Raw genomic sequence first — 22,980 nt, forward strand, 5'->3', positions numbered from 1 at the left:
CTATGTCTTTGTTTTTTGCGCAATTCCGGACGGAAAACCGATCACACTTTTCCTGGAATTGCTCTAGTTCATTGGAGACATCGAATGAAGCGTCTTTCCATTGGATTGGCAGTTGCACTGATAGCGGCAGGCAGCGCCAATGCAGCGCCGTTCACCTACACCAATGCGCGCTTCGGCACGGTCTGCACCTTTCCCGACGACATCTTCACCGATCGCCAGCCCGAGCCGTACAATGGCGACGGACAGCAATGGCTCAGCGCCGACGGCGCCAGCCTGATCTGCTCCGGTATTTTCAACGTCAGTGACGACACCCCAAAGAGCTTCGTCGCCGAGGAGAAGGCAATCAAGGAAGCGGGCTACCAGATCAGCTACAGCAAGACCGGCAAGAACTGGGCGGTGCTGTCGGGACTGAAGGATGGCAAGATCTTTTTACGAACGGCGCCTGTTCGGCAAGGACGGCGTCATCCGCACCGTGCGGATCGACTATCCGCCGACCGTTAAAGCGAAATACGATCCGCTGGTCGGCGCCATCGCCGGCAGCCTCAAAGGACCGTGAGCTTTTCGGACACACACCAGAAAAAGTCTCATGCGCATATAGCTGGCGGATTTACCGCAAGCGCGTTCGAGCCTAGATTCTTGGACATAGCGGCTCGTCGCTCGGTTTGGGGGAATACGACATGCGCACATTCTTACTTTCTCTTGCACTGCTTGGGTTTGCCGCCGCGCCGGCAGCAGCACAGTCCATCGGTGGCAGCTACACCGTCGCGGGCACCAATTTCGACGGCTCGAAATATGGCGGCCAAGCCACCATCACGCTGACCAGCGAGACCACCTGCACCATCCATTGGGAGACGGGCGGATCATCGTCGGACGGCATCTGCATGCGCAACGACGATGCCTTCTCCGCCGGCTATGTCATGGGCAAGGAAATCGGTCTCGTCGTCTACAAGGTAGAAGATGACGGTTCGCTGCACGGCCTGTGGACCATCGCCGGTAAGAACGGCAGCGGCACCGAGGTGCTGACGCCGAAATGAGCCTGCCGGTCATCGGCCAGCCCTCTCAGGGATTTCTATGGGTCACGGGTGAAAATCCGTGGCCTATTTCTTTGACGTTGCTGTCTTGCCGCCGGCTGCTACAGGCTTGGGCGGTTCACCGTTTCGCCGAAACGTCGAACCGTTTTATTCTTTGTTTTCACGCAATTCCGGACGGAAAACCGTTTCACACTTTTCTGGAATTGCTCTTGCAAAACCGGTAACGCCCTTGCCTCTTTCCCCAAACATTCGCGGCGCGCTGTGCATGATGGTGGCCATGATCGGCTTCACCCTCAACGACGCCATCACCAAGTTCTCGTCGGAATCGATGAACATGGCGCAGGTGATGCTGGTGCGCGGCGCCTTTGCGTCGCTGCTCGTCGGCCTGCTCGCCTGGCAGCAAGGCGCGCTCGCGCGACCGAGGTCGATGCTGCAGCCGCTGGTGGCGCTTCGCGTGGTCGCCGAGGCCGGCGCCACCGTCGCCTTCCTTGTGGCATTAGCGCATCTGCCGATCGCCAATGTCTCCGCGGTGCTGCAGGCGCTGCCGCTGGCGGTGACGATGGGGGCGGCACTCGTATTCAGCGAAGCGGTCGGCTGGCGGCGCTGGCTGGCGATCGCCGTCGGCTTCGGCGGCGTGCTGATCATCGTGCGGCCAGGCTTCGAAGGCTTCAGCGTCTATTCGCTGTACGCACTCGTCAGCGTCGCCTGTTGCGCAGTACGTGACCTCGCCACCAAGCGCATCCCGAGGGCTATCCCGACCTTGCTGGTGTCGACGGCAACGGCAATCGCCATGACCATCGTTGGCGCCGTGCTGCTGTCGCCGATGGGCGGCTGGACGCCGATGTCCGGCAAAGGCACGGCACTTTTGGCATTGGCGGCGGTGCTGGTGCTGATCGGCTACCAGTTCATCATCATGGCAATGCGGGCTGGCGACATCTCCTTCATTGCGCCATTCCGCTACACGGCCCTCTTTTGGTCGATGCTGCTTGGCGTCATCATCTTCGGCGATGTCCCCGACCTGCCGATGATCTTCGGCTCCGCCATCATCATCGGCTCCGGCCTCTACGCGCTCTATCGCGAGCGGGTCGCCGGCCGGCAAAAACCCGCAGCCGAAAGCGCTGGACCCGACATGGCGCCGGACGGCATATAGCTTGGCCATGAGCCAAGACATTGCAGGAATTATCCTGGCCGGAGGCCTGTCACGGCGCATGGGCGGCGGCGACAAGACTTTGCTGGCGCTTGGCGGGCGTCCGCTTCTCGACCATGTCGTTGCCCGCCTGGCGCCGCAGGTCGGATCGCTGGCGCTCAGCGCCAATGGTGACCCGGCGCGCTTCGAGGCGGCCGGTCTTCCGGTTCTCGCCGATGCGGTGGAAGGCTATGCCGGACCGCTTGCCGGAATCCTCACCGGCCTCGAATGGGCGGCAGCGAATACCGCTTTCAAGGCATTGGCGACGGCCGCCGGCGACACGCCGTTCCTGCCGGTGGACCTGGTCGAGAGGCTGGCTGCGGCTGTTGACGAGCGACCAGGCTCCATCGCTGTTGCCAGTTCCGCCGGCCGGCAGCATCCGACCTTCGCGCTGTGGCCGCTCGGGCTGCGTGAGGCCTTGCGTCATTTCCTGATCGACGAGGACAACAGGCGCGTCTCCGCCTTCATCGAGCGGCACGACTGTGTCGAAGTGGAATTTCCGTTGCTGACCCACGGCAGTGACGAGATCGACCCGTTCTTCAACATCAACACACCGCACGACCTTGCGGTGGCCGAGCGTCTGTTGCAGAGCATCGGCCCATGAACATCTTCGGCATCACCGGCTGGAAGAATTCCGGCAAGACCACACTGACCGAGAAGCTGGTCACAGAGCTCGTCCGGCGCGGCTGGACAGTGTCGACGGTCAAACACGCCCATCATGAGTTCGACATCGACAAGCCTGGCGCCGACAGCTTTCGTCACCGCCAGGCGGGCGCCACCGAAGTCGCGGTGGTGTCGGGCAAACGCTGGGCGCTGATGCATGAATTGCGCGGTGAGGACGAGCCGACGCTGGAGACGGTCCTGTCGCGGTTGGCCCCGTGCGACATCGTGCTGGTCGAAGGCTACAAGCGCGAGGCGCACAAAAAGATCGAGACCCGGCGGCGGGAGGCCAAGGACCGCTCGCCGCTGTCGGCGAACGACGGACATATCGTGGCGATTGCCGCCGACTTCGCGGTTACCGGCGAAAGCCTGCCTGTGTTCGATCTCGACGACACGGGAGGGATAGCCGACTTCATCGAGCGCATGACCGGCCTCAAACCTTGAGGTCCCTGCCCTCGCCCGGTTCAGCCGCCCTCTTCAGCCGTTGCATTGTCTAAGCGCGTCGCGCCTGAACGGCCATGCGACGCGCTTCAGGTTGTTTTATTTATGCATGTCGTCGTCCCAAAACCGCTGCGCACTTTTGGGCGACATGCATTAACCCGGCGTCGGCATTGGCTGGACCCGCAAATCCCGCAAGCAACGGTTTTACAGTTGCTTTTCTCCCGAAAACAGTGGGAGTATCGCGCCAGCGGGCGGTCAAAAGCACCGCCCCACAGAGCCGTTCCGGAACGACGGCCGGGAGCCATAAAGAGAGGACTATCATGCGTATTGCACTGCGTATCGCGCTCGCCGCATCGGCTGCGCTGCTGACGCTCGGCGTCGCCCAGGCTCAGGAAACGACCCTGAGAATCGGCACCGAAGGCGCCTACCCCCCATTCAACAACCTGACCTCCGACGGCCAGCTCGTCGGCTTCGACATCGACATCGCCAAGGCGCTCTGCGACGAGATGAAGGTCAAGTGCACCTTCGTCGCCCAGGATTGGGACGGCATCATTCCCGCCCTGCAGGCCGGCAAGTTCGACGCCATCGTCGCCTCGATGTCGATCACGCCGGAGCGCGCCGAGAAGGTCGACTTCACCCACAAATACTACAACACGCCGTCGGCGATCGCGGTACCCAAGGATTCGACCCTCAAGGGCGTGACCAAGGAAGACCTGGCCGGCAAGACCATCGGCGTCGCAACCACGACGACGCATTTCAATTACGCCTCGAAAACCTATACGGACAGCACGGTCAAGGGCTATCCGAGCAGCCCCGAAGAGCAGGCCGATCTCGCCAATGGCCGTCTCGACGCGATCGAGGACGATATCGTCGTGTTGCAGCAGTTCCTGGATTCGCCTGATGGCGCCTGCTGCAAGATTCTCGGCCAGCCTTCGCCGCAGCCGGTCGATATCTTTGGACCGGGCGCCGGCATCGCCGTGCGCAAGGGCGAGACGGATCTGGTCAACAAGTTGAACAGCGCCATCGACGCAATCCGCGCCAACGGAAAGTACAAGGAAATCAACGACAAGTACTTCAAGTTCGACGTCTTCGGCGCCGAGTCCTGATCGTCTGAACAAGGCGGCAGGGGAAGTTTCCTGCTGCCGCCTTGGCCTGACAGAAGTGGAGACAAGACCCGTCAATGCCAAGCCAGAACATATGGATACTTCTCACTTGGGGACCCGATGGCTGGATTGACGATATTGCCTATGGCGCACTGGTCACCATTGCGCTCGCGCTGGCGACACTGCCGATCGGCCTGACGATCGGCTTTTTCGTCGCCTGGGCAAAACAATCCGAAGAGCCGTCGCTTCGCGTGGCTGCCAACATCTACACCACGGTGTTTCGCGGACTGCCGGAACTGGTGACGCTTTTCCTGTTCTTCTTCGGCATGCCGATCCTCTTGCAGTATGTCATCCGTCTGTTCAGGCCGGAAGCGACGGTCGATGTCGACAGCTTCCTCGCCGGCATGATCGTGCTGTCGCTGATCTTTTCGTCGTATTCCAGCGAAGTCTTCCTGTCGGCCTTTCGCGCCATTCCGAAGGGCCAGTACGAGGGCGGCTATGCGATCGGGCTGTCGAAATGGCAGACGATGCGCAAGGTGATCCTGCCGCAGCTGCTGCGCATCGCCTTCCCCGGCCTTGAGAATTGCTGGCTGAGCCTGCTCAAGGACACGGCCCTGGTGTCGGTCGTCAACCTGGCTGAAACCTTGCGCAACGCCGGCGTGGCGGCCCGTGTCACCAAACATTCCTTCCTGTTCTACAGTGTCGCGGCGATGGTGTTTCTCATCCTTGCCATCCTGTCGTCGATCGCCACCGGCTTCATCCTGCGTTCGCTCGGGCGGAGGGAGGCACGATGAGCGTCGTGACGCGCGCCGCCGTCGACATCGAGAAGCCACCACCACGGGCGCGGGGCTGGCCGCGGGCCCGTGTCGTCGGCTATGCACTGGTCGGCTTCTGGGTCCTGTTCGGCATCGGCATCGCCGTCTATCTGGTTTACGCCTGGAATGGCGAGTTCTTCGCCAGATACGCGCCTGCCTATCTGCAGGGCTTGGGAACCACGCTTGCGTTGGTGGCCATCTCGATGGTGCTCGGCGCGCTCTTTTCGCTGCCCGTCACCTATGCCCGCATGTCAACGAACCGCTATTTGTCTGTCCTGGCCTATTGCTACGTCTATTTCTTCCGCGGCACGCCACTGCTCGTCCAGGTCTATCTCGTCTATTACGGCCTGGGCTCATTCCGGGTGCAGCTCGAATCCGTCGGACTGTGGTGGTTCTTCCGCGACGCCTTCAATTGCGGTGTGTTCGCCTTCGCGCTCAACACCGCCGCCTACCAGGCCGAAATCCTGCGCGGCGCCATAGAAAGTGTTCCGAGGGGCCAATGGGAGGGCGCTGCTTCGCTCGGCCTGCACAAATTGCAGACGCTGCGCAAGGTCGTCCTGCCGCAGGCCTTTATCGTCGCGCTCCGGCCCTACGGCAATGAACTCGTCTTGATGATCAAGGCTTCCGCCATCGTTGCCATCATCACCGTCTATGATTTGATGGGCAACGCGAAGCTGGCCTACGCCAAGTCCTTCGACTTCCAGGCCTATGTCTGGGTCGCCATCGTCTATCTGGTGATGGTCGAGATCCTGCGCCACGGCGTCGAATGGATCGAGCGACGGATCACCATTCATCTGATCCGCTGAGCGGTCGGCTGTACCAGTCGATCGGCTCATGCGCGTCTTGACGAATGGCGCGTAGAGCCTAGAGCTTTCCAAGACAATTCCGTTCCGTCTGAAGGGCAAACTCATGGCATCTGTGGCATTTCTCGGTCTTGGCGTGATGGGCTATCCCATGGCCGGGCACCTCAGGAACAAAGGCGGCCACGACGTCACCGTCTACAACCGCACCGCGGCGAAAGCCGAGCAATGGGTTGCCCAGCATGGCGGCAAGTCTGCCGCGACGCCGGCGGAGGCCGCAGAGGGCCAGGACTTCGTCTTCTCCTGCGTCGGCAATGACGACGATCTGCGCTCGGTGACGACCGGGGCCCATGGCGCCTTCGCCGCGATGAAAAAAGGCTCCGTCTTCATCGACAACACCACGGCTTCGGCCGAAGTGGCGCGCGAACTGGCCGACGCCGCCGAAAAGGCCGGTTTTTCCTTCCTCGACGCCCCGGTTTCCGGCGGCCAGGCGGGCGCCGAGAACGGCGTGCTGACGGTGATGGTCGGCGGCGAGCAGGCTGCCTTCGACAAGGCCAGGCCGGTCATCGACGCCTTCGCCCGCATGGTCGGGCTGATGGGTCCGTCGGGCGCCGGCCAGCTCACGAAAATGATCAATCAGATTACCATTGCCGGGCTGGTTCAGGGACTGGCCGAAGGCATCCATTTCGGCAAAAAGGCCGGGCTCGACATCGAGAAGGTCATCGAGGTGATTTCCAAGGGCGCTGCCGGGTCCTGGCAGATGGAGAACCGCCACAAGACGATGAATGCCGGTAAATATGATTTCGGCTTTGCCGTCGACTGGATGCGCAAGGATCTCGGCATCTGCCTCGATGAAGCCGACCGCAATGGCGCGAGACTGCCGGTGACCGCCCTTGTCGACCAGTTCTACAAGGATGTGCAGGCGATGGGCGGCAAGCGCTGGGACACCTCGTCCCTGCTGGCGCGCCTGGAAAAATAGGCGTTCGCAATGGCCGAGCTTTCGCCCCAATCGAGCGCCGATGAGATCGTCGCCCATTTGCGCTCGATCGGCTCGGAGGACAATCGCCGCGGTATGCTGCGCTACGGCATCAAGATCGAGCGCGCGCTCGGCATCTCGCATGGCATGCAGCGGCAGATCGCCAAAAAGATCAAGCGCAACCACGAGCGTGCTTTCGAGCTTTGGCAGACCGGCATCATGGAGGCGCAGTTCATCGCTTCCGTCACGGCCGACCCGAAGCGCTTCTCAGCCGCGGATGCACGACAATGGGCCGCGTCCTTCGATTCCTGGGATATCGTCGACGGCGTCTCCGATCTCTTCGTCGACACGGACGCCTGGAAGGAGCTGATCGAAGAGTTCGCGGCGGACGAGCGCGAGTTCGTTCGACGCACGGCCTTTGCCATGATGGCGTGGTCCGTCGTGCACCGGAAGCAGGAGCCGGTGGCGACTTTCCTCGGCTTCCTGCCGATCATCGAAGGGCATGCCGCCGACAGCCGCAATTTCGTGAAGAAGGCGGCAAACTGGGCGCTTCGTTCGATCGGCAAGCGATCGTTGGAGATGCACGGTGCTGCCCTTGCCGTGGCCGAACGGCTGGCCCAGTCGACCGACAAGACGGCTCGCTGGATTGGCAAGGACGCCGTACGGGAACTCACCAATGCCAAGATCATCGAGCGGATCGCCGCCAGAAAAGGCTGACCTGGCAACCCGTTTGCCGACGCAACCTGGCCGCCGGCTCTCCCAGACATATGATGCGGCTCAAGCGTTGACGCAATTGGCCAGGACGTCTTTACTTGGCCTATGACCAAACATCTCCAATCGACCCTCGCGCTTGCAGCCGCGTTGTTGACAGCCGGTACCTTCGACGCCTCAGCGCAAACCGCGCATATCTTTTGGAAGGATCTCCGCCCTGCGACGCAGGCGGTGGCCGAAGATGCCGGCCTGCCGATGATTGCGGCAAAACTGCCCGATCGTGGCGAGACATTGTCGCTCAACCTGCAGGACAAGATGGTACAATTAGCCGGCTATGCATTGCCGGTCGACCGCGATGGCGACCTCGTCTACCAGTTCCTGCTGGTGCCGTGGACAGGCGCTTGCAGCCACATGCCGACGCCGCCGCCCAACCAGATCGTGCTGGTGACGCCGGCCCGTCCCTACAAGATGTCGCAGGCCTATGAGTCGGTTGCCGTGACCGGCGCCTTGCGGCCCGGCTTGGAGAAGAGCCAGTTGTTCATTCTCGACGGCGTCAGCATCATCCAGTCCGGCTACACCGTACGCAAAGCCGATGTGGTGGCAGTCGACACGGTGCCGGACACGATCACGCTGCCGGTCAACTCGCCCTGGAGTTTCCTCAACAAAAAGAAAAACTAAGCGCCGCCGGCTTGTGCAGCGTCACCGCCCAGTCACGGACAACCGCGCTCAGGCCGCGTTGGCGCCGGATTCCTTGTCCAGCAGCATGTAGTCGAGCGGCATTTCGGTCGTGTACTTGATCTGCTCCATGGCGAAGGACGACGACACGTCGCGGATCTCGATCTTGGCGATCAGCCGCTTGTAGAAGGCGTCATAGGCGGCGATATCGGGCACCACGACGCGCAAGAGATAATCGACGTCGCCGCTCATGCGGTAGAATTCGACCACCTCGGGAAATTCCTGGATGACTTCCGAGAAACGCCGCAGCCATTCATGGCTGTGCGAATTGGTGCGGATCGACACGAAGACGGTGACGCGCACATTGACCTTTTCGTGGTCGAGAATGGCGACGCGCCGCTTGATGACTCCCTCTTCCTCCAGCTTCTGGATGCGGCGCCAGCACGGCGTCGTCGACAGGCCGACTTTCTTGGCGACATCGGCAACCGCGAGCGTCGCGTCCTCCTGCAGGAGGCGGAGAATTTTTCTGTCGAGGCGATCCATTGAGGTGCTCCTGGTGCAGGCCGCGTTCCCTCGGGCGCGACGCGCTTTGGGAATAGATTGGCTATACTCCCTCTTATTTCGACCTTTCACAAGAAAGAAATTCTGCCGGATGGCACAAAAGCGAGTGATATCTTGCTTAAAGTCTAATCTATGCGATAGCGGATTTCCGATCTCAGAAACGGCAGCAAATCCATTTCAAACCATGGATTCTGCTTCCGCCATCCTGAGTTGCGCCATGACGGGTGTGGCAGCGGCAGCACTTTCAGGCTGGCCGGCGCATCCCAGATGGTGCGCCAGTCCTTCACGGTTTCGGTCAGCGACGGCCGGCGCGTGGCGCCCATATGCCAGGATTGCGCGTAGGAGCCGATTGTCAAAACGAGGTCGATCTGCGGCATCAGCGCCATCAGCGGCGCGCGCCAGGCCAGCGCGCATTCTCGGCGCGGCGGCAGGTCGCCGCCCTTGGCGTCCTGGCCGGGGAAGCAGAACCCCATTGGCACGATGGCGAATTTATCCGTGTCGTAGAATTCCTCGCTTGTCACGCCCAGCCAGCTTCGCAAGCGGTCGCCGGACGCGTCGGTGAACGGCATGCCCGACAAATGCACCTTTGTGCCTGGCGCCTGGCCGGCGAGCAGGATGCGGGCACTGGATGATGGCAGCAGCACCGGGCGCGGCTCGTGCGGCAGTGGCCTGCCGACCGGAGTGTCGACGCAGATGCGGCAGGCGCGGACCTTTGCCGTCAAGCGTTCGAGTTCCGCCTCCATCAGGCGGAAGCGCTCGGACGGCTCGAGACGGCGCTGTACCAGCGCAGCACGTTGGTGCACTCGTCCGGCACTTTGATGCGCGCCGGTTTCATGAAATCCATGGCGATCATGCCGGTGATATCGGCGATCGAATAGGCGTCGCCGGCGGCGAATTCGCGGTTTGCCAGTTCGGGGTCGAGCAGTTTCAGGAATTCGACCGCTTTCGCCTTGTTGGCCTCGCCCCATTGGGGGATCTGCGGAATTTCCCATTCCTTCATCGCCGGATGGATGTGGCGAAAAGCCTGGGCGACGCAGCTGAGCAGATTGAACTCCATGCGCCTTTGCCACATCTCGACCTTGGCCCTGCCGAGCGCGCCTTGCCCGAACAGCGCCGGTTCGGGATGCAGTTCCTCGAAATAGCGGCAGATGGCGACGGATTCGGTGAGGATGGTACCGCCGTCGAGCTCGAGCACCGGCAGCCGCTGCAGCGGGTTGCGCGACCTGACCGGCTCCTGCTTGTGCCCCATCGCACCCATGTCGACCGGCACCAGCGGCACTGCGATGCCCTTTTCGGCGAGGAAAACCCGCACGCGCCGCGGATTGGGGGCGCGGCCGCCGTCGAACAGTTTCATGCTTATCCTCCCGATCTGGTCCTTCAACTATAGTGCTCGTCACCAGAAGCGAAACATCTCTCGCAAGGCGTCACCGACCGAAGCCAGGGTGCCGTGCTTTCTTTCGAGCGGGCCGCCGTGGTGGCTTTCGCGCCAGTCTTGCGGCTCATCGAACGTGCCGGCCCAGATGCCAACCTTGCCGGCGCGGGCAATGGCCTGCTCGGTGTCGAAATCGCCATAGGCAATGGCCCAGCCGGCCTCAACCTGGGCCCGGTTGAGATCCTTGCCGCCGGCCTTGCAATCGCCGAGCAGGCGGCCGTAGCGGTCGCGCTGCCAGCCGCTGCAGGTCACCGGATTTCCTGATATCAGCCGCACCAGCGCCTGGCGCGCCAGCCTGCCGCAGGCGTAGTCTGCGCCATCCCTACGGCAGATCTGCTGGTATTCCGGAGCGTCGATGCCGCGCATGCGGATACGTTCGGTGCCAAGAGTGAGTGAATCGCCATCGTTGACGATCGCCACCCCTTCCGCCTTGCGCGTCTCGAAACGGTCGAGGCGTGCGGCGAGCAGGATCAGCAGGCCGAGCAGAATGACCGTCAGCGCGTAATCCAGCAGCTTGCGCCACAGGCTTCGCGGCGGCGGCGGATAGTATCGCCGGCGCGGCCTTGGCGACCACGAACGGCTCATATGGCAAACAGTCTCTTAATCATTCGAACGTAGCTTAACGAATTGAGATCGCTGCGCGCATAAATCGAAGTTTCCATGCCTCTGCTACGCTCGAACACAGCGGATAAATTCATTGTGGACCGCCGGAAACCGCACCGCAACAGCGATGTGGCGCGCGCGGTGCGCAAGACGCGCGACCGTCTTTCGCAGCAGGTTGGCAATCTCGACTTCGACCGTGAACTGCTGAAGCTGCATGCCGGGACCATGGTGCGCGGCGCAGCCGTCATCCCACTGCTGGTGTTGGCGGTCGCGGCGGCCGGGCTGCTGGCCGGTGTGGACAAACAGATCAGCGTCTGGGCGCTGTTCACCCTGATCTGCTATTCGATCGTCGCCTTCATGGCGCGCCGCGTCGAGCGCACCGAAGCCGCCGAGCTCAATCCTGTTCACACCCGCAGGGATTTCCTGATCGGACATTCGCTGTGCGGCCTCGGCTGGGCGTGGTTCGCATGGCTCGGCTGCGCCACCTGCCAGATCGACCAGTTCCAGGCCGCCAAGGCGGTGGTGCTGCTGCTGGCCATGGCGGCGACCGCTATCATGGCGTCGTCCTTGCGCGGCTCTCTGCTTGCCACCTTCGTCGTTCCGGTGGCGGTCTATGCCTATGCTGAAACGAAATTTTGGGTGCCGGTCGGGACGATCATGGTCGCCCTGCTGGTCGCGGCATTGCCGTTCTTTGCCTATATCGCGCGCCATCTCAACCGCTCGTCGCTGATACTTCTGTCCTTCCGCTCCGAAAAGGACGCGCTGCTCGCCGAGGTGGAGACAGCGAAATCAATGTCGGACGAAGCTCGTCGGCGGGCCGAAGACGCCAATCTGGCGAAGTCGCGCTTCCTTGCTTCTATGAGCCATGAGCTGAGGACACCCCTCAACGCCATTCTCGGGTTTTCCGAGGTGATGGCCAATGAGGTGCTCGGGCCGATGAGCAACCCCACCTATCGCGACTACGCCCGCGACGTGCACGATTCCGGCCAGCATCTGCTCGACCTGATCAATGAAATCCTTGATCTGTCGCGCATCGAGGCCGGCCGCTATCAGCTCAACGAAGAGCCGGTGATGCTGCTCAACATCGCCGAAGATTGCTGCCACATGATGGAATTGAAGGCGCGCAACAAGGACATCCGCATCGTCCAGGATTTCGAAAGTGCCCTGCCGCGGCTGTTCGCCGACGAGCGCGCGGTGCGGCAGATCACGCTCAACCTCCTGTCCAACGCCATCAAATTCACCGCCACCGGCGGCGAAATTCGCGTGCGCGTCGGCTGGACGGCGGGCGGCGGCCAGTACATTTCGGTCAAGGACAATGGGCCGGGCATACCGGAAGACGAAATCCCGATCGTGCTGTCCGCCTTCGGCCAGGGCTCGATCGCCATCAAGAGCGCCGAACAGGGCACCGGGCTCGGACTGCCGATTGTGCAGGGCCTGCTCGCCATGCATGGCGGCGAATTCGAACTTCAGTCGAAATTGCGCGAAGGCACCGAGGCAATCGCCATCTTCCCGCTCGCCCGAGTGATGGAGGAACTGCCGGCGCTGCCAACCAAGACCGTGGCGGCGGCCCGCCGACGTTGACAGCTTGTTCTAGGCTTTGACCGCCGCCGCCATGCCCGAACTGGTAAGCGCCGCCGCCTTGACCAGACCGGCGGCAAGGGCGGCCCCTACCCCTTCGCCGTGGCTGATGCCGAGATCGAACAGCGGCCTGAGGCCGAGCCGCTCGGCGGCAAGCCTTTGGCCGGGTTCGGGCGACTGGCTGGCCAGCAGGCAATGGTCGAGCGCACCCGGGTTGGCGGCATGCAGCACGGCAGCGGCAGCGGTCGCGGCGAAGCCGTCGAGCAGCACCGGGATTTTTTGCATCCGGGCGGCGAGGATGGCGCCGGCAATGGCCGCAAACTCGCGGCCACCGACCCGGCGCAGTGCTTCCAACGGGTCCTTCAGAGCCGCACCATGGAAGGCGACGGCTGCATCGACTACATCAGCCTTGCGCGCCTGCATGGCCGCGTCGGCACCGGAGCCGGGGCCGACCCAGTCGGCGCCGCTGCCACCGAACAGGGCGGCGCACAAAGCCGCCGCAACGGTGGAGTTGCCGACGCCGAGATCGCCGAGGCAAATCAGATCGGAGCCACCGGCAATGGCTTCCATGCCGAAGGCCATGGTGGCGGCGCAGCCGCGTTCGTCGAGGGCGGCGTCCTCGGTGATGTCGGCGGTCGCAATGTGCAGCGCCAGATCGAACACCTTGAGGCCAAGATTGTTGGCGACGCAAATCTGGTTGATTGCCGCACCGCCGGCGGCGCACAGCTCAACGGCGTTTGCGGTCGCAGCGACAGGGCGCGGCGAGATGCCGTGGCGGGTCACGCCATGGTTACCGGCGAAGATCGCCACTAGGGGCCGGTTCACCGCCGGCGGGGCGCGCCCGCTCCAGACAGCAAGCCAGGCGGCGATGTCCTCGATACGTCCAAGCGAGGCTTTCGGCTTGTCGGCCTTGGAAAACAGGGTGCGCACCCTGTTTTCCGCGACTGTATCGGCAGGCGGCAGGCTCGCCAGCAGATTGCGAAAGTCGTCGAAGGGCAGCGCGCTGGTCATGTCGGTCCTGATCATTCCCTGTGGTTGATCAGCGGCATAACCGCCTTGCCCGGCCGGCACAACTCCCCTCGACATTGGCGCGAAAGCGGTTGCCCGCGCCGCATTCCGAAGGGCTTGCATTGGCTTTGCCGTTGCACCATGTGGAGATGGAACGAGGGATTCCGGACGGAACCTTCAAGAGAAAGTCATGACGGCCATCGAATCCCCGTGCATCCTGGTCTGTTCGATCGACATGAAAACCGGCTTCTGCTTCGGCTGTGGCCGCACGCGCGATGAAATCGGCGCCTGGATGGGGATGACGCCGGAGGTACGCCGCAGCGTCATGGCCGAGTTGCCGGCCCGATTGGAAACGGTCGAGCGCCGGCCGCGCCGGGAAACACGCCGCAGCCGCATGGCGCGCGAGCGCGACGTCCTCTCTTGAGGCGGCAGGTCCAATGAACCGACTGTTCTGGATCGTGATGGCGGCAATCGGCCTCGGGCTGGTGCTGCTGATGATCAACAACGACGCCGGCAGCACGTTCGGCATCGAGAATTACGATTTCAGCCGTCTGGTCTGGCTGGGGGCGATCGGCTTGCTCGTCAGCGCCGGCCTTGTCCGGTCCGGCAGGCCGCTCGGCGTCATGGCCCGCAATCTCGGCACGTGGGCCCTGATCGTGCTGGCGCTCGTCGCCGGCTACCAGTACCGCTACGAGTTGCAGGATTTCGCCAGCCGGGTGACGGCGGGCCTCGTTCCCGGCAGCCCGCTGGCGCTCGGCGTCGAGGACGGCCATGCCACCGTGACCCTGGACAAGGCCGACAGCGGCCATTTCGAGGCCCGCATCACGATCAACGGCGCGCCGATCCGCACCGTCGTCGATACCGGCGCGACCAGTACAGTGCTCACCGCCGAAGACGCGCAGGCGGCCGGCTTCAATCCGGCCGCGCTGAGCTTCACCGTCCCGGTCTCGACCGCCAATGGCATGGCACGCGCCGCTTCGGTGCGCACCGACGAACTGGCGATCGGCGGCATCGTGCGCAAGAACATGCAGGTGATGGTCGCCGCGCCCGGCGCGCTCAGCCAGAGCCTGCTCGGCATGAACTTCATCGGTTCCCTGTCGGGTTTCGACGTGCGCGGCGACCGGATGATTCTGCGCGACTGAACTGCTTAAGCGGCCTTTTCAACACGGTCGAAATCGACGGCAGCGAACGCTGCCTTCAGCACATCCGGTCCGGCGCCGGGTTTCGTCGCGTCGGTGGACAGTATCTGCCGGAAGCGGCGCGCGCCCGGCAGGCCGTGGAACAGCCCGACCATGTGGCGGGTGACGTGGCCGAGCCGCCCGCCCTGCTCGATATGCCGCGCGGCGTAGTCGGCCATCGTGTCGATCAGCGCGGCAAAATCGTAGGCGCCGGCCTTGTCGCCGTAGAATGCCGCGTCGACGCCGGCCAAGATGCCTGGCGTGTGGTAGGCGGCGCGGCCAAGCATGGCGCCATCGACATGATCGAGGTGGCGAGCCGCCTCTTCGAGCGATTGAACGCCGCCGTTGATGCCGATGAATTTGTTCGATTTTCCCGCCTTGAGGCGATAGACCCTGTCATAGTCGAGCGGCGGGATGTCGCGATTTTCCTTCGGGCTCAGACCCTCCAGCCAAGCCTTGCGCGCATGCACCCACAGCGCGTCGGCGCCGGCCGCGAAAACGCCGTCGGCCAGCGCGTCGAGCGCGGGCTCCGGATCCTGCTCGTCGACGCCGATGCGGCATTTGACCGTCACCGGGATTTTCACCGCCGCCTTCATCGCCGCCACACAATCGGCGACGAGGTCAGGCACTTTCATCAGGCAGGCGCCGAACGTGCCGGACTGGACGCGGTCGGACGGACAGCCGACATTGAGATTGATCTCGTCGTAGCCGAAGCCCTCGCCGATGCGCGCCGCCTCGGCCAGCTTTTGCGGATCGGAGCCGCCGAGCTGCAGTGCCACCGGATGTTCGGTCTCGTCAAAACCAAGCAGCCGCTCGCGCGCACCATGGATGACAGCGTCCGCCACCACCATTTCGGTGTAGAGCAGCGCACGCTGCGTCAACTGGCGGTGGAAGAACCGGCAATGCCGGTCGGTCCAGTCCATCATGGGTGCAATAGCCAGTCTATGATCTTGATTTTTCAGCATTTTTTCTTTAACATCAAATCGTTAGAGCAGCCCGAGTGCACGCGAATTTACGCCAGAATACGACCCTTTTCGCCACGTTTCGATCTCTCAGTGCACACGGAGCGCACACGAGAAAATGGCCACCTACACAAAACTCTCGTCCGGTTCATGGCGTGTCCAAGTCCGTCGCAAGGGTCGCTACGTTAGCGAGACCTTTCTGCGCCGAGACGACGCCAGGCGCTGGGCAACCTAAACCGAGCGCCAAGTCGATCGCGGTGAGACGCCGACCAAGTCCGTATAGCGCGCCTGAAAACTTTCGGCGAACCCATCGACCTTCATATCGACGACATGTGCGATGTAGGCAAGTCCCCTCGCCGCTCCAAGGCCGCAGCCCTCGATATGCTCCAAAGACATCTGGGGAAGTGCAACCTAGCAGCGCTCGATCGCGAACGGCTCATTCGTTTTGGTCGCGACCGGGCCGCCCAAGGTGCCGGACCGATGACGCTCGGCATCGACATTGGCTTTGTAAAACTCATTCTGGCTCATGCCGCTGCGGTGCACGGTCTGCCCGTCAAGGTCGAACCGGTTGATCTCGCGCGTATTGCCCTGAAGAGGCTTCGCGTGGTTGGAAAGGCCATCAGCGCGACAGGCGCCCGACGCAGGATGAACTCGACAGGCTCATCGGTCACTTCGTGTCACCATGACGACGTTTCAGATAGCCCATTTAGATGGACCCGTTGCCATCCGATGATTTAGCGGGCTTAGGTTATACTGGCCCGAAGGTGGAGGAGCGCATGCCGGGGCAGTTTGCAATCGGGGTCATCGGCTACGCTGTCGCGGTAAACTTGCTGGCTTACGCCACCATGTCGTTCGACAAGGCTAAGGCCAAAAACGGTGCCCAACGCATTCCAGAGTCGACGCTTCTTACACTCGCCATCATTGGCGGTAGCATCGGGACTGTGATCGCGCAAAAGACGATCCGGCACAAGACGCGCAAGGAGCCGTTCCGCTCCAGCCTCGCTCGCATCGTCCTGCTCCAAGTCCTCGCGGTAATCGCGATTGAAGTGGGATTGCTCTTTCCGGGATTGCCCGAAGCGCTCTCGCAATTACTGACATTCGGAGGCGAATTCGGGGGCCTCTAGTTTCAAGGGTGTCAAGAGCGGACGTTCAGGTCATACAATTCGCGACATGGCCGAAACGGATGAGGGCGCGCATTGCCTGCTGGCAGATTTGGCGGCAAGCGGCGCGTCCATCCGGCCGGCACCTAATAATTGTTACCCAGTTACGTGGTGCTGTCCCTGGTAGCCGTTCTGAGTGGCCCGGCACCTTGGCGGGGCTCCACCAAGTACGCGCCGGGCCTAGCCGGAAGTGGACTATCGGGAAACCGGCTGGGGCCACATGCGCACCATCTGGACATCGGCGAAACATGCAGACGAATGACGCTCTGCCACGCGCTGAGAGCTTCCCTGCGTCGGCCTCTATTTGCTAGCAGGGACGGCGGTTTCGAGAAACACGCCAAGCTTGGTCTCGTCTTGCAATCCCGCAAACCAGCGCCACGCCGTAAAGCTGGATCCAGGTCCCGTGAGCGGATCGTCCCAACCCATTCGGATGACGGCAGCGCACGCTCTAATCTTAACTTGCTCCCAATGAAAGGCTCCAATGCCAAGCGGCACCGGATCAGCGATGAATGTGGGGCGCCCTACTGGAACCGTCCCCGACTGGTGCCCCTCAATGCGCGGCTAGCGTCAACCTTCGCGAAAAAGGAATGAGCATCGGCACCTTTCGCGAGTACGAGTCATATTCGGGAAAGGACAAGGACAAGACGCGTTCTTCGTTCAAGATCCGCCAGTATTGAATGGCGAAATTCACCACGACCGACGTGATGACCACGGGTGACGGATTGGCCGCGACGGCTCCGAGCATGAAGAGCGATTCCGCGAGATAAAGCGGATGACGGACGACGGCGTAAGGACCGCGCGTTACCAATCGGCGGGCCTGCGCATCGATCGAAAACGATCGGCCGAGCCAGAGAAGGCAATAGGCAGAGCCCGTCATGCCCGCGAAAACCAGCAATGCCGCAACGGTTTCCATGCCCTCTGTCGGTGCTGGGCGAACCATGATGGCGATAGTCGCGAGCATAAAAGTTCCGCAGACAGCTGCGATGCGCGGCGCCCAGCCAAGGCTGATATCCCTAGGCGGGAGCCGGATAATGGTAAAAGTGACCAACAGCGTGGAGAAGATGAGCGAAGACGTGCGCGAGACGAATTGGAGTATGAAGTCGACTGGAGACATTTGCGCGTCGCCAAAAAGTGCGACGAGGCCCCCAGCTCCGTTAAGCACGAAAAATGCAAAGACCAGCATGAGGATCAGGCGTCCCGCGAAGTCGAACGACCAGATTTTCATGATCCACTCCCCAAGGCCGACGCAGAATGAAGCATTTCTTAACCTTGCCCGCAACTTCGATCTCAAGAAAGCGTTAACGCTGTTCTTAACGTCGAATTAGCCGAAGTTCCCTAACTTGGGTACATCGACCTTGGGGCGCTGTAGCTTATGTTTCGGCAATCTGTGCGAATTCTGGTGGTGCTTGTCAGCCTCCTGATCGTGGCGGCTGGCGTTTTCATTGGCCGGCTTCCTGCTCAATGCGAGTGGAAACTTGGCACTGGCCCCATGAGCGCTTGTATCAATCGCGCGATAATCCGCAACGGGGATCGCTTTGAGACGAAGCGGATGCATGCCTCGGCGTGATCCGGCCGCGCTTGAGTCACTCCCGATATAAGTCATGGCTCGGAGGACAGGGCACCCGCTTCGTATAAAAGCCTTTGCGTATCCGCTGCGGATTGCCTGCTTGGCGACTTAGTATTTGATCGGGCATCAATGCTGTTCGGGCTGGGCAGTGGCGGGCCCTGAACGCGAGCGCCTGGGGCTGGAGGTGACGAACGCCACCAGGAGCTGTCCAGAGCGCATCCCCGATCACCCGCTGGAACGATTTTCATAATGCGGTCCCGGGGCATTTTTGCAACAGCTTGTTCAGAAATACCTAATATAATCGGTCGCGCTGTTGGATTCGGCATATTCGGCCTATAGCCTTGGGGGAAATAGGTCCTGCGTGGGGAAAGGTCCGGGAAGCGTGTTCAGGAGGGGCTGGGGTTTGGCGGCGATTGTCGTCGGCGCTTTGTTTCTGGCCGGTTGCCAGACCGGAGATTTGTCCTCCTATGGCGACAGCGCCGCCTCCGTGAAGGACCTGCCCGACGTTTCTTTCTACAAGACCGACGAGCTGGTCGCACTGGGCAAGACCCAGTTCAAGGAAAAGAACTACGGAATGTCCTACGCGCTCTTCAAGCGCTCGGTCGAACTCTTCCCCAAGGACCCGCAGGCTTGGCTCGGCTTCGCGGCTTCTGCCGATCAGATTGGCCGTTTCGATACATCCGACCTCGCCTATCGCCAGCTTGCAACGATGATCGGCGGTCGCCCGGAATACTATAACAACGTCGGCTACTCCTATCTTCTGCGTGGAAATCTCCAGCAGGCGCGACGCAATTTCCTGAAAGCCTACGAGCTGGACCCGTCGAACGAGACGACGGCCAACAACCTTCAACTGCTCGCCAACAGCACTGCATTAGCGAAGCGGCCGTGATGCCATGTCTTCACGGCGGTTTTGGAAAGATGGCTGAACTGAGATGGATCGGACGGCTCGGCTGCCCCCGTTGAAAGAACCGGTCCGGCGAGGCGGTTATGCTTAACTTCGTCGTCGGCAGTGAACCGGCAATTCTGGAGTATCCTCAAAACTCGGAACCGCCAGAGCCGGGGCCGTTGATGCAGAAGGCCGGAGTGGCCGGCGGCATAGCCATCACGCTGAACGTCATCTCGCTTGCTTTGGCCATCGGCATGGTCGTCATGCTGATCTTTCTCTTCCAGTCGATCCGCGAGGTTTCCGCGCTCGAGGATCGGCTTTCCGGCCTCGGTCAATTCGAGACGCGGCTTTCCAGACAATTGGATACCGTCAACCAAGGTGTCCAAAGCCAGTTCGGGGAATTGAACCGGCGGATCTCGGCGCTGGTCGATCAGACCGCGCAACTCGAGAAGCAGGTGGCGAAGCTCACAGGCGAAAACCAGGACATGGCCGAGCGTTTTCAAGCCGTCTCCGAGGCCGGCGGCGCCGTGCTCGACGCCCCGGAACCACCGAGGGAAATCGTTCTGAGCGCTCCGCCGTCGCAACCGAAAGAAGTGCGTTCCGAACCTGCTCGTCCGGCCAACCCGGTCCAGTTCGAGCGGACCGTGTCGCCCGACGGAAAAGTAACCTACAGCAAAGTCCGCAAGTAGGTTTGCGTGGAACCTATTCTTAACGGAAGAAGTTCATCGTCTGCGCAGAAATTGCGGGGACGACCGATGCTGAAATATGCCGCCAGGTTGATCTACCTTGCACCCACGCTGACCTTTGGCCTCGGCGCGGCGTTCATTGCGTCCGCCTATCGGCTTGGCGCCTCACCCGCTGATCCAGCCGCCTGGCAAGGTTTTATGACCCTCGCCCCGCTGGTCCGCGAGCCGGTCTACCTGGTTGCCGGGCTGCCGGGTTCCGGCGATGCCGCTGCCTTCGTCGTCTTCGCCGCCGCCGCACTCGCCGGCGCCGTGATCGCCTTCTCTTCCCGTCCAGCCGGCAAAGCGCGATTTATCCATGCCCATCTTGCCTTCCTGATGCTCTTCCTGTCGATGGGCTGCGCAGGTGTCTTTTCGGCCGGCACCGACACGGGCGGCATCGGCCCGGCACCGCGGATCGACTGGACGCCGGATTTCAGCAGCTTTCCCGCCCTTGGTGTCGGCCTTTTTGCAGTGGTCGCGTTGGCCTGCGCGGTCAGTCATCTGGTCGTCATACGCGACATGATTGCGCAGTCGACCGCCAAGCGGCAGGTCGAGATCCGGCTGCTGACCGCTCTGCGCGAGTTGGCCTGAAGCGGACTGTCCACATCTTCGCTCGCCGGCGTTATGCGGCTCTTGAACGCAATCCCGCCTGTCTGGCCGTGCCGACTCTGAAGAAGCAAACAAAGTAGATCGACAGGGCCGCGATCGCCCCGCCTGCGAGAGTGTCGATGAGATAGTGGCCGCCGAACGGCACGGCGCCAACGATCAGAAGCGAATTGAGAACTATTGCGGGACCACGCACATAAGGTGTTGCCCGCATGGCGAACGCCAGCAGCACGGCAAGGATCGTGTGAAAAGACGGAAACGACACAAGGCCGGCGTTGCGCTTCAACAGAAACGGTTCGCCAGATCTTAATGCATCGAAATCCGCCAGATGCGAACTTCCGGCGACGTTGGAGTAGGCGTCGAACAGCGCCGACGCCGGATGATAGTAGCCATAAGGTCCGATCACCGGGACAACGGCCGAAATAGCTACAGTGAGCGTCACGGTGAGGCCAATCAGCGCCGCAAGTTCGAGCAGGCATCTCGTTTGCGATGTGGCGATCAAAATGATTGGTACCACGGCCAGTTGCCAATTTAAGCTCTGATAGGCGAACTGAAGGACAGATGGTGCAAAGGCAGCCTCGTTCGTAAGGGCAAGGAAGCCGAGCCAGTCAAAGCCCAGGGCCGCGTCGATCGCGGAGAGATCGGCGTCAACCAGTGGTACCCCGGCTGCTGCGGCGAGATAGCTCAAAACGACAGCGGGGACCGCGACTGGCACCATGAGGGCCAGATAGAGTGCCGCACGCATGGCCACATTGAACACCACGACGAACGCCCGGCCGAGCCTGGATTGGTCGTCTCGGGCTCGATAAACGATAAATCTGCTGAATAGATACAGGGCCAGAACGAAGGCTTCGAGCAGCCCGAAACTGCGGACGATGGCCGGGTCGAGCGTGACCGTCGAACGGGGTAGCCAAACCGCAAGCACGGCCAGGTTCAAACCGGCAACCACCAACGGAATGACGATCAGTCGGTCGGGTTTCATTGGCGCATCGGCCTCGAGAGCAGCATTATCGCGAATTCCTGAAAAGCCAAGTCGTTCCGCCAGGACTTGAAGGGGTACCGTTGGGCGAGGTGACGCTTTCACGTTCCGAAATAGCGCAAGTACATCGCAATCAGTGCCGCCACGGCCATGATGACGCCATAGGGCACCTTGCGCGATTTTCGGATCTCCTCGATGCGGGACAGCGCCGGCCATGCCTGGTATTGCAGCGGCATGGGAAACTGCAAGGCGAGGCTGACCACAACCCCTCCGGCGGCAAGCCCGACGGCGAACGAGAACAGATGGTTCAGCCCGACGAACAGGCCGATCGGAAAGAACAACTTTGCGTCGCCGGCGCCCAGCATCCGAAAGGCCCACAGCACGAAGCCGATCGTGAGCAGCAACAGGCCGGCGGCAAGGTCGCCCTGGAGCGGCGAATCGCCATCGATCCCCGCCAGAGTGCCGGCCCCTGGCGGTCCCGCCCAGCGGATCAACGCCAGAAGCGCATAGTCCGCCACAAGCGCCAGAACCGTCCAGTTGCGTATTTTCCAGGCTACGAAGTCCTGCCATGCGGCGATGAGGATCAATCCCGCCGCTGCGGTGATTGCCAATACACCGAGGAATTCCATCCCGCCTACCCCCTCTTACATACCAGCATATTGCCGGTCCCAAACTGCCCGAATCATTAGGACTGATTTAACGCCATCGGCCGCGACATGCCCGACGAAGCCTCCGGCGCGTCGGCTGCGATGGGCAACTTGATCAGGTCTTAAGGGTACTGGCGGGCGAATTAGTCGGAAACCTCAAGCCAAAAGTAACCAGAAGGAGGCGCCACGGCCGGCGGCGGATGGTCTTTGTTGTGTTCGACTCACACCTCTTTGGAACTGCTTCCCCGGCCAAGTAGGAGCAGGTGCATAGGACCGTTGTTAATTTACCATAAACCAAATGAGAATGGCAGCGTTAGAATTCACTAATTGACGCTCCACTAATTAACGAGATATTAATAAAGCTGTCTGGCGCTGGGGGGCTCCTCTCGCGGACCGGTAATGGAAACGTCATGTAAGGGAGTATCATCATGACCAAATTGACCAGCATGTTCCGTGCCTTCGCCCGCGAAGAGGACGGCATCGCGCTTTCGGAATACCTCGTTCTCCTGGGCCTGCTCGTTGGCGGCGTTATCGCTGCAGTGCTGACCGTGGGCACCAACCTGTCTGCCGCGTGGACGACCTGGGGCGCATGGTTCACCACCAGCCTCTCCGCCCCGACCCCAGCGTAACATCGATGGCGTCAAAAGGCGGCTTGCCTGCCGCCTTTTGACCGCAGCACAAACATGCTGC

Annotated in this window: 30 protein-coding genes; 20 read left to right on the plus strand and 10 right to left on the minus strand. The window is 61.7% G+C overall.

All coding sequences use genetic code 11. The annotated features are described in order from the left end of the window. Positions 1 to 84 precede the first annotated feature (84 nt). On the plus strand, positions 85 to 501 hold the full coding sequence (locus NKJ64_RS10125; protein ID WP_352462462.1) for a hypothetical protein: 417 nt from the start codon (positions 85 to 87) through the stop codon (positions 499 to 501). A 176-nt stretch (positions 502 to 677) separates the two neighbouring features. Continuing rightward, positions 678 to 1,034: a hypothetical protein gene (locus NKJ64_RS10130; protein ID WP_023805152.1), complete on the plus strand. Its 357-nt coding sequence runs from the start codon at positions 678 to 680 to the stop codon at positions 1,032 to 1,034. A 144-nt stretch (positions 1,035 to 1,178) separates the two neighbouring features. Here NKJ64_RS10130 and NKJ64_RS10135 read toward each other — a convergent pair whose 3' ends face one another. Further along, on the minus strand, positions 1,179 to 1,310 hold the full coding sequence (locus NKJ64_RS10135; protein WP_280800279.1) for a hypothetical protein: 132 nt from the start codon (positions 1,308 to 1,310) through the stop codon (positions 1,179 to 1,181). Here NKJ64_RS10135 and NKJ64_RS10140 point away from each other — a divergent pair. From NKJ64_RS10140 to NKJ64_RS10180, 9 genes are all read left to right on the plus strand, one after another. Beyond that, positions 1,261 to 2,181 carry a DMT family transporter gene (locus tag NKJ64_RS10140; RefSeq protein ID WP_352462463.1) on the plus strand — a complete coding sequence of 307 codons (921 nt, stop codon included), beginning with the start codon at positions 1,261 to 1,263 and terminating at the stop codon, positions 2,179 to 2,181. The genes NKJ64_RS10135 and NKJ64_RS10140 overlap by 50 nt on opposite strands. 7 nt (positions 2,182 to 2,188) lie before the next feature. Then, positions 2,189 to 2,821 (plus strand): molybdenum cofactor guanylyltransferase MobA, encoded by a 633-nt coding sequence (gene mobA / locus NKJ64_RS10145; RefSeq protein WP_023682493.1) that lies wholly within the window; start codon positions 2,189 to 2,191, stop codon positions 2,819 to 2,821. Beyond that, positions 2,818 to 3,321 (plus strand): molybdopterin-guanine dinucleotide biosynthesis protein B, encoded by a 504-nt coding sequence (mobB, locus tag NKJ64_RS10150; protein WP_023690740.1) that lies wholly within the window; start codon positions 2,818 to 2,820, stop codon positions 3,319 to 3,321. Before mobA ends, mobB begins: the two co-directional genes overlap by 4 nt. Positions 3,322 to 3,638: 317 nt before the next feature. After that, positions 3,639 to 4,424 (plus strand): ABC transporter substrate-binding protein, encoded by a 786-nt coding sequence (locus tag NKJ64_RS10155; protein WP_023688509.1) that lies wholly within the window; start codon positions 3,639 to 3,641, stop codon positions 4,422 to 4,424. A gap of 74 nt (positions 4,425 to 4,498) precedes the next feature. After that, on the plus strand, positions 4,499 to 5,215 hold the full coding sequence (locus NKJ64_RS10160; RefSeq protein ID WP_023669007.1) for an ABC transporter permease: 717 nt from the start codon (positions 4,499 to 4,501) through the stop codon (positions 5,213 to 5,215). Continuing rightward, positions 5,212 to 6,042, plus strand: coding sequence for an ABC transporter permease (locus tag NKJ64_RS10165; RefSeq protein ID WP_352462464.1), 831 nt, complete (start codon positions 5,212 to 5,214; stop codon positions 6,040 to 6,042). The genes NKJ64_RS10160 and NKJ64_RS10165 overlap by 4 nt, the downstream gene beginning before the upstream one ends. 103 nt (positions 6,043 to 6,145) lie before the next feature. Next, the gene (locus NKJ64_RS10170) at positions 6,146 to 7,015 is read left to right on the plus strand and encodes an NAD(P)-dependent oxidoreductase (RefSeq protein ID WP_023682488.1); all 870 of its coding nucleotides are present in this window, start codon (positions 6,146 to 6,148) and stop codon (positions 7,013 to 7,015) included. A 9-nt stretch (positions 7,016 to 7,024) separates the two neighbouring features. Continuing rightward, positions 7,025 to 7,729 carry a DNA alkylation repair protein gene (locus NKJ64_RS10175; protein ID WP_023682487.1) on the plus strand — a complete coding sequence of 235 codons (705 nt, stop codon included), beginning with the start codon at positions 7,025 to 7,027 and terminating at the stop codon, positions 7,727 to 7,729. Between the two features lie 102 nt (positions 7,730 to 7,831). Beyond that, entirely contained in the window at positions 7,832 to 8,401 is a 570-nt protein-coding gene (locus NKJ64_RS10180) for a DUF3299 domain-containing protein (protein ID WP_352462466.1), read from the plus strand. A gap of 48 nt (positions 8,402 to 8,449) precedes the next feature. On the opposite strand, the gene NKJ64_RS10185 is transcribed toward NKJ64_RS10180, so the two are convergent. The 4 genes from NKJ64_RS10185 to NKJ64_RS10200 all read right to left on the minus strand — a co-directional run bounded on the left by NKJ64_RS10185 (position 8,450) and on the right by NKJ64_RS10200 (position 10,976). Next, positions 8,450 to 8,941, minus strand: coding sequence for an Lrp/AsnC family transcriptional regulator (locus NKJ64_RS10185; RefSeq protein ID WP_023669013.1), 492 nt, complete (start codon positions 8,939 to 8,941; stop codon positions 8,450 to 8,452). Positions 8,942 to 9,084: 143 nt separating this feature from the next. Next, positions 9,085 to 9,702 (minus strand): uracil-DNA glycosylase family protein, encoded by a 618-nt coding sequence (locus NKJ64_RS10190; RefSeq protein ID WP_023669014.1) that lies wholly within the window; start codon positions 9,700 to 9,702, stop codon positions 9,085 to 9,087. Beyond that, on the minus strand, positions 9,702 to 10,313 hold the full coding sequence (locus tag NKJ64_RS10195; protein ID WP_023669015.1) for a glutathione S-transferase: 612 nt from the start codon (positions 10,311 to 10,313) through the stop codon (positions 9,702 to 9,704). The genes NKJ64_RS10190 and NKJ64_RS10195 overlap by 1 nt, the downstream gene beginning before the upstream one ends. 39 nt (positions 10,314 to 10,352) lie before the next feature. After that, positions 10,353 to 10,976, minus strand: coding sequence for a thermonuclease family protein (locus NKJ64_RS10200; RefSeq protein ID WP_023726596.1), 624 nt, complete (start codon positions 10,974 to 10,976; stop codon positions 10,353 to 10,355). A gap of 75 nt (positions 10,977 to 11,051) precedes the next feature. Between NKJ64_RS10200 and NKJ64_RS10205 the strand changes: the two genes are divergently transcribed. After that, the gene (locus tag NKJ64_RS10205; protein ID WP_023690732.1) at positions 11,052 to 12,575 is read left to right on the plus strand and encodes a sensor histidine kinase; all 1,524 of its coding nucleotides are present in this window, start codon (positions 11,052 to 11,054) and stop codon (positions 12,573 to 12,575) included. Positions 12,576 to 12,584: 9 nt separating this feature from the next. Here the strand turns inward: NKJ64_RS10205 and NKJ64_RS10210 are convergent, their stop codons facing one another. Then, positions 12,585 to 13,583, minus strand: a complete 999-nt coding sequence (locus tag NKJ64_RS10210) for a nicotinate-nucleotide--dimethylbenzimidazole phosphoribosyltransferase (RefSeq protein WP_023736601.1) — start codon at positions 13,581 to 13,583, stop codon at positions 12,585 to 12,587. Positions 13,584 to 13,770: 187 nt separating this feature from the next. Between NKJ64_RS10210 and NKJ64_RS10215 the strand changes: the two genes are divergently transcribed. Beyond that, positions 13,771 to 14,004: a DUF1289 domain-containing protein gene (locus tag NKJ64_RS10215; RefSeq protein WP_023824914.1), complete on the plus strand. Its 234-nt coding sequence runs from the start codon at positions 13,771 to 13,773 to the stop codon at positions 14,002 to 14,004. A 13-nt stretch (positions 14,005 to 14,017) separates the two neighbouring features. Continuing rightward, positions 14,018 to 14,722 (plus strand): TIGR02281 family clan AA aspartic protease, encoded by a 705-nt coding sequence (locus NKJ64_RS10220; RefSeq protein ID WP_023726599.1) that lies wholly within the window; start codon positions 14,018 to 14,020, stop codon positions 14,720 to 14,722. 5 nt (positions 14,723 to 14,727) lie between these two features. Here the strand turns inward: NKJ64_RS10220 and dusA are convergent, their stop codons facing one another. Continuing rightward, positions 14,728 to 15,723, minus strand: a complete 996-nt coding sequence (dusA, locus tag NKJ64_RS10225; RefSeq protein ID WP_023726600.1) for a tRNA dihydrouridine(20/20a) synthase DusA — start codon at positions 15,721 to 15,723, stop codon at positions 14,728 to 14,730. Positions 15,724 to 16,200: 477 nt separating this feature from the next. On the opposite strand from dusA, the gene NKJ64_RS10230 reads away from it, so the two are divergent. Both NKJ64_RS10230 and NKJ64_RS10235 read left to right on the plus strand, forming a co-directional pair. Continuing rightward, the gene (locus tag NKJ64_RS10230) at positions 16,201 to 16,458 is read left to right on the plus strand and encodes a hypothetical protein (RefSeq protein ID WP_245264546.1); all 258 of its coding nucleotides are present in this window, start codon (positions 16,201 to 16,203) and stop codon (positions 16,456 to 16,458) included. Between the two features lie 38 nt (positions 16,459 to 16,496). Beyond that, complete coding sequence (locus tag NKJ64_RS10235; protein WP_023726602.1) at positions 16,497 to 16,844, plus strand: DUF1294 domain-containing protein; 348 nt, start codon at positions 16,497 to 16,499, stop codon at positions 16,842 to 16,844. A gap of 586 nt (positions 16,845 to 17,430) precedes the next feature. On the opposite strand, the gene NKJ64_RS10240 is transcribed toward NKJ64_RS10235, so the two are convergent. Next, positions 17,431 to 18,105: a methyltransferase family protein gene (locus NKJ64_RS10240; protein WP_352462468.1), complete on the minus strand. Its 675-nt coding sequence runs from the start codon at positions 18,103 to 18,105 to the stop codon at positions 17,431 to 17,433. A 745-nt stretch (positions 18,106 to 18,850) separates the two neighbouring features. Between NKJ64_RS10240 and NKJ64_RS10245 the strand changes: the two genes are divergently transcribed. The 3 genes from NKJ64_RS10245 (at position 18,851) to NKJ64_RS10255 (ending at position 20,649) form a co-directional block, all read left to right on the plus strand. After that, positions 18,851 to 19,336 (plus strand): tetratricopeptide repeat protein, encoded by a 486-nt coding sequence (locus tag NKJ64_RS10245; protein ID WP_023755287.1) that lies wholly within the window; start codon positions 18,851 to 18,853, stop codon positions 19,334 to 19,336. 98 nt (positions 19,337 to 19,434) lie between these two features. Next, positions 19,435 to 20,022 carry a hypothetical protein gene (locus NKJ64_RS10250; RefSeq protein WP_352462469.1) on the plus strand — a complete coding sequence of 196 codons (588 nt, stop codon included), beginning with the start codon at positions 19,435 to 19,437 and terminating at the stop codon, positions 20,020 to 20,022. A 66-nt stretch (positions 20,023 to 20,088) separates the two neighbouring features. Beyond that, positions 20,089 to 20,649, plus strand: coding sequence for a hypothetical protein (locus NKJ64_RS10255; protein ID WP_352462470.1), 561 nt, complete (start codon positions 20,089 to 20,091; stop codon positions 20,647 to 20,649). Between the two features lie 31 nt (positions 20,650 to 20,680). On the opposite strand, the gene NKJ64_RS10260 is transcribed toward NKJ64_RS10255, so the two are convergent. Beyond that, a complete protein-coding gene (locus NKJ64_RS10260) occupies positions 20,681 to 21,646 on the minus strand; it encodes a phosphatase PAP2 family protein (RefSeq protein WP_352462471.1) in 966 nt (321 codons plus the stop codon). A gap of 98 nt (positions 21,647 to 21,744) precedes the next feature. Then, positions 21,745 to 22,272: an A24 family peptidase gene (locus NKJ64_RS10265; protein ID WP_352462472.1), complete on the minus strand. Its 528-nt coding sequence runs from the start codon at positions 22,270 to 22,272 to the stop codon at positions 21,745 to 21,747. 446 nt (positions 22,273 to 22,718) lie between these two features. Here NKJ64_RS10265 and NKJ64_RS10270 point away from each other — a divergent pair, with 446 nt between their 5' ends. After that, positions 22,719 to 22,919: a Flp family type IVb pilin gene (locus NKJ64_RS10270; protein ID WP_352462473.1), complete on the plus strand. Its 201-nt coding sequence runs from the start codon at positions 22,719 to 22,721 to the stop codon at positions 22,917 to 22,919. Positions 22,920 to 22,980 lie beyond the last annotated feature (61 nt).

Source organism: Mesorhizobium sp. M0062, from assembly GCF_040323125.1.
Classification (GTDB): domain Bacteria; phylum Pseudomonadota; class Alphaproteobacteria; order Rhizobiales; family Rhizobiaceae; genus Mesorhizobium.

Bases quoted from the DNA above. Each gene is read 5' to 3' on its own strand.
- NKJ64_RS10165 (WP_352462464.1), top strand. From the start codon at position 5,212: ATGAGCGTCGTGACGCGCGCCGCCGTCGACATCGAGAAGCCACCACCA.
- NKJ64_RS10260 (WP_352462471.1), bottom strand. From the start codon at position 21,646: ATGAAACCCGACCGACTGATCGTCATTCCGTTGGTGGTTGCCGGTTTG.
- NKJ64_RS10155 (WP_023688509.1), top strand. From the start codon at position 3,639: ATGCGTATTGCACTGCGTATCGCGCTCGCCGCATCGGCTGCGCTGCTG.
- NKJ64_RS10205 (WP_023690732.1), top strand. From the start codon at position 11,052: ATGCCTCTGCTACGCTCGAACACAGCGGATAAATTCATTGTGGACCGC.
- NKJ64_RS10240 (WP_352462468.1), bottom strand. From the start codon at position 18,105: ATGAAAATCTGGTCGTTCGACTTCGCGGGACGCCTGATCCTCATGCTG.
- NKJ64_RS10270 (WP_352462473.1), top strand. From the start codon at position 22,719: ATGACCAAATTGACCAGCATGTTCCGTGCCTTCGCCCGCGAAGAGGAC.
- NKJ64_RS10230 (WP_245264546.1), top strand. From the start codon at position 16,201: ATGACGCTCGGCATCGACATTGGCTTTGTAAAACTCATTCTGGCTCAT.
- NKJ64_RS10130 (WP_023805152.1), top strand. From the start codon at position 678: ATGCGCACATTCTTACTTTCTCTTGCACTGCTTGGGTTTGCCGCCGCG.
- NKJ64_RS10160 (WP_023669007.1), top strand. From the start codon at position 4,499: ATGCCAAGCCAGAACATATGGATACTTCTCACTTGGGGACCCGATGGC.
- NKJ64_RS10215 (WP_023824914.1), top strand. From the start codon at position 13,771: ATGACGGCCATCGAATCCCCGTGCATCCTGGTCTGTTCGATCGACATG.
- NKJ64_RS10195 (WP_023669015.1), bottom strand. From the start codon at position 10,313: ATGAAACTGTTCGACGGCGGCCGCGCCCCCAATCCGCGGCGCGTGCGG.
- NKJ64_RS10250 (WP_352462469.1), top strand. From the start codon at position 19,435: ATGCTTAACTTCGTCGTCGGCAGTGAACCGGCAATTCTGGAGTATCCT.
- NKJ64_RS10220 (WP_023726599.1), top strand. From the start codon at position 14,018: ATGAACCGACTGTTCTGGATCGTGATGGCGGCAATCGGCCTCGGGCTG.
- NKJ64_RS10210 (WP_023736601.1), bottom strand. From the start codon at position 13,583: ATGACCAGCGCGCTGCCCTTCGACGACTTTCGCAATCTGCTGGCGAGC.
- NKJ64_RS10235 (WP_023726602.1), top strand. From the start codon at position 16,497: ATGCCGGGGCAGTTTGCAATCGGGGTCATCGGCTACGCTGTCGCGGTA.
- NKJ64_RS10265 (WP_352462472.1), bottom strand. From the start codon at position 22,272: ATGGAATTCCTCGGTGTATTGGCAATCACCGCAGCGGCGGGATTGATC.
- NKJ64_RS10185 (WP_023669013.1), bottom strand. From the start codon at position 8,941: ATGGATCGCCTCGACAGAAAAATTCTCCGCCTCCTGCAGGAGGACGCG.
- mobB (WP_023690740.1), top strand. From the start codon at position 2,818: ATGAACATCTTCGGCATCACCGGCTGGAAGAATTCCGGCAAGACCACA.
- NKJ64_RS10175 (WP_023682487.1), top strand. From the start codon at position 7,025: ATGGCCGAGCTTTCGCCCCAATCGAGCGCCGATGAGATCGTCGCCCAT.
- NKJ64_RS10170 (WP_023682488.1), top strand. From the start codon at position 6,146: ATGGCATCTGTGGCATTTCTCGGTCTTGGCGTGATGGGCTATCCCATG.
- NKJ64_RS10180 (WP_352462466.1), top strand. From the start codon at position 7,832: ATGACCAAACATCTCCAATCGACCCTCGCGCTTGCAGCCGCGTTGTTG.
- NKJ64_RS10135 (WP_280800279.1), bottom strand. From the start codon at position 1,310: ATGGCCACCATCATGCACAGCGCGCCGCGAATGTTTGGGGAAAGAGGC.
- NKJ64_RS10255 (WP_352462470.1), top strand. From the start codon at position 20,089: ATGCTGAAATATGCCGCCAGGTTGATCTACCTTGCACCCACGCTGACC.
- mobA (WP_023682493.1), top strand. From the start codon at position 2,189: ATGAGCCAAGACATTGCAGGAATTATCCTGGCCGGAGGCCTGTCACGG.
- NKJ64_RS10200 (WP_023726596.1), bottom strand. From the start codon at position 10,976: ATGAGCCGTTCGTGGTCGCCAAGGCCGCGCCGGCGATACTATCCGCCG.
- dusA (WP_023726600.1), bottom strand. From the start codon at position 15,723: ATGCTGAAAAATCAAGATCATAGACTGGCTATTGCACCCATGATGGAC.
- NKJ64_RS10190 (WP_023669014.1), bottom strand. From the start codon at position 9,702: ATGGAGGCGGAACTCGAACGCTTGACGGCAAAGGTCCGCGCCTGCCGC.
- NKJ64_RS10125 (WP_352462462.1), top strand. From the start codon at position 85: ATGAAGCGTCTTTCCATTGGATTGGCAGTTGCACTGATAGCGGCAGGC.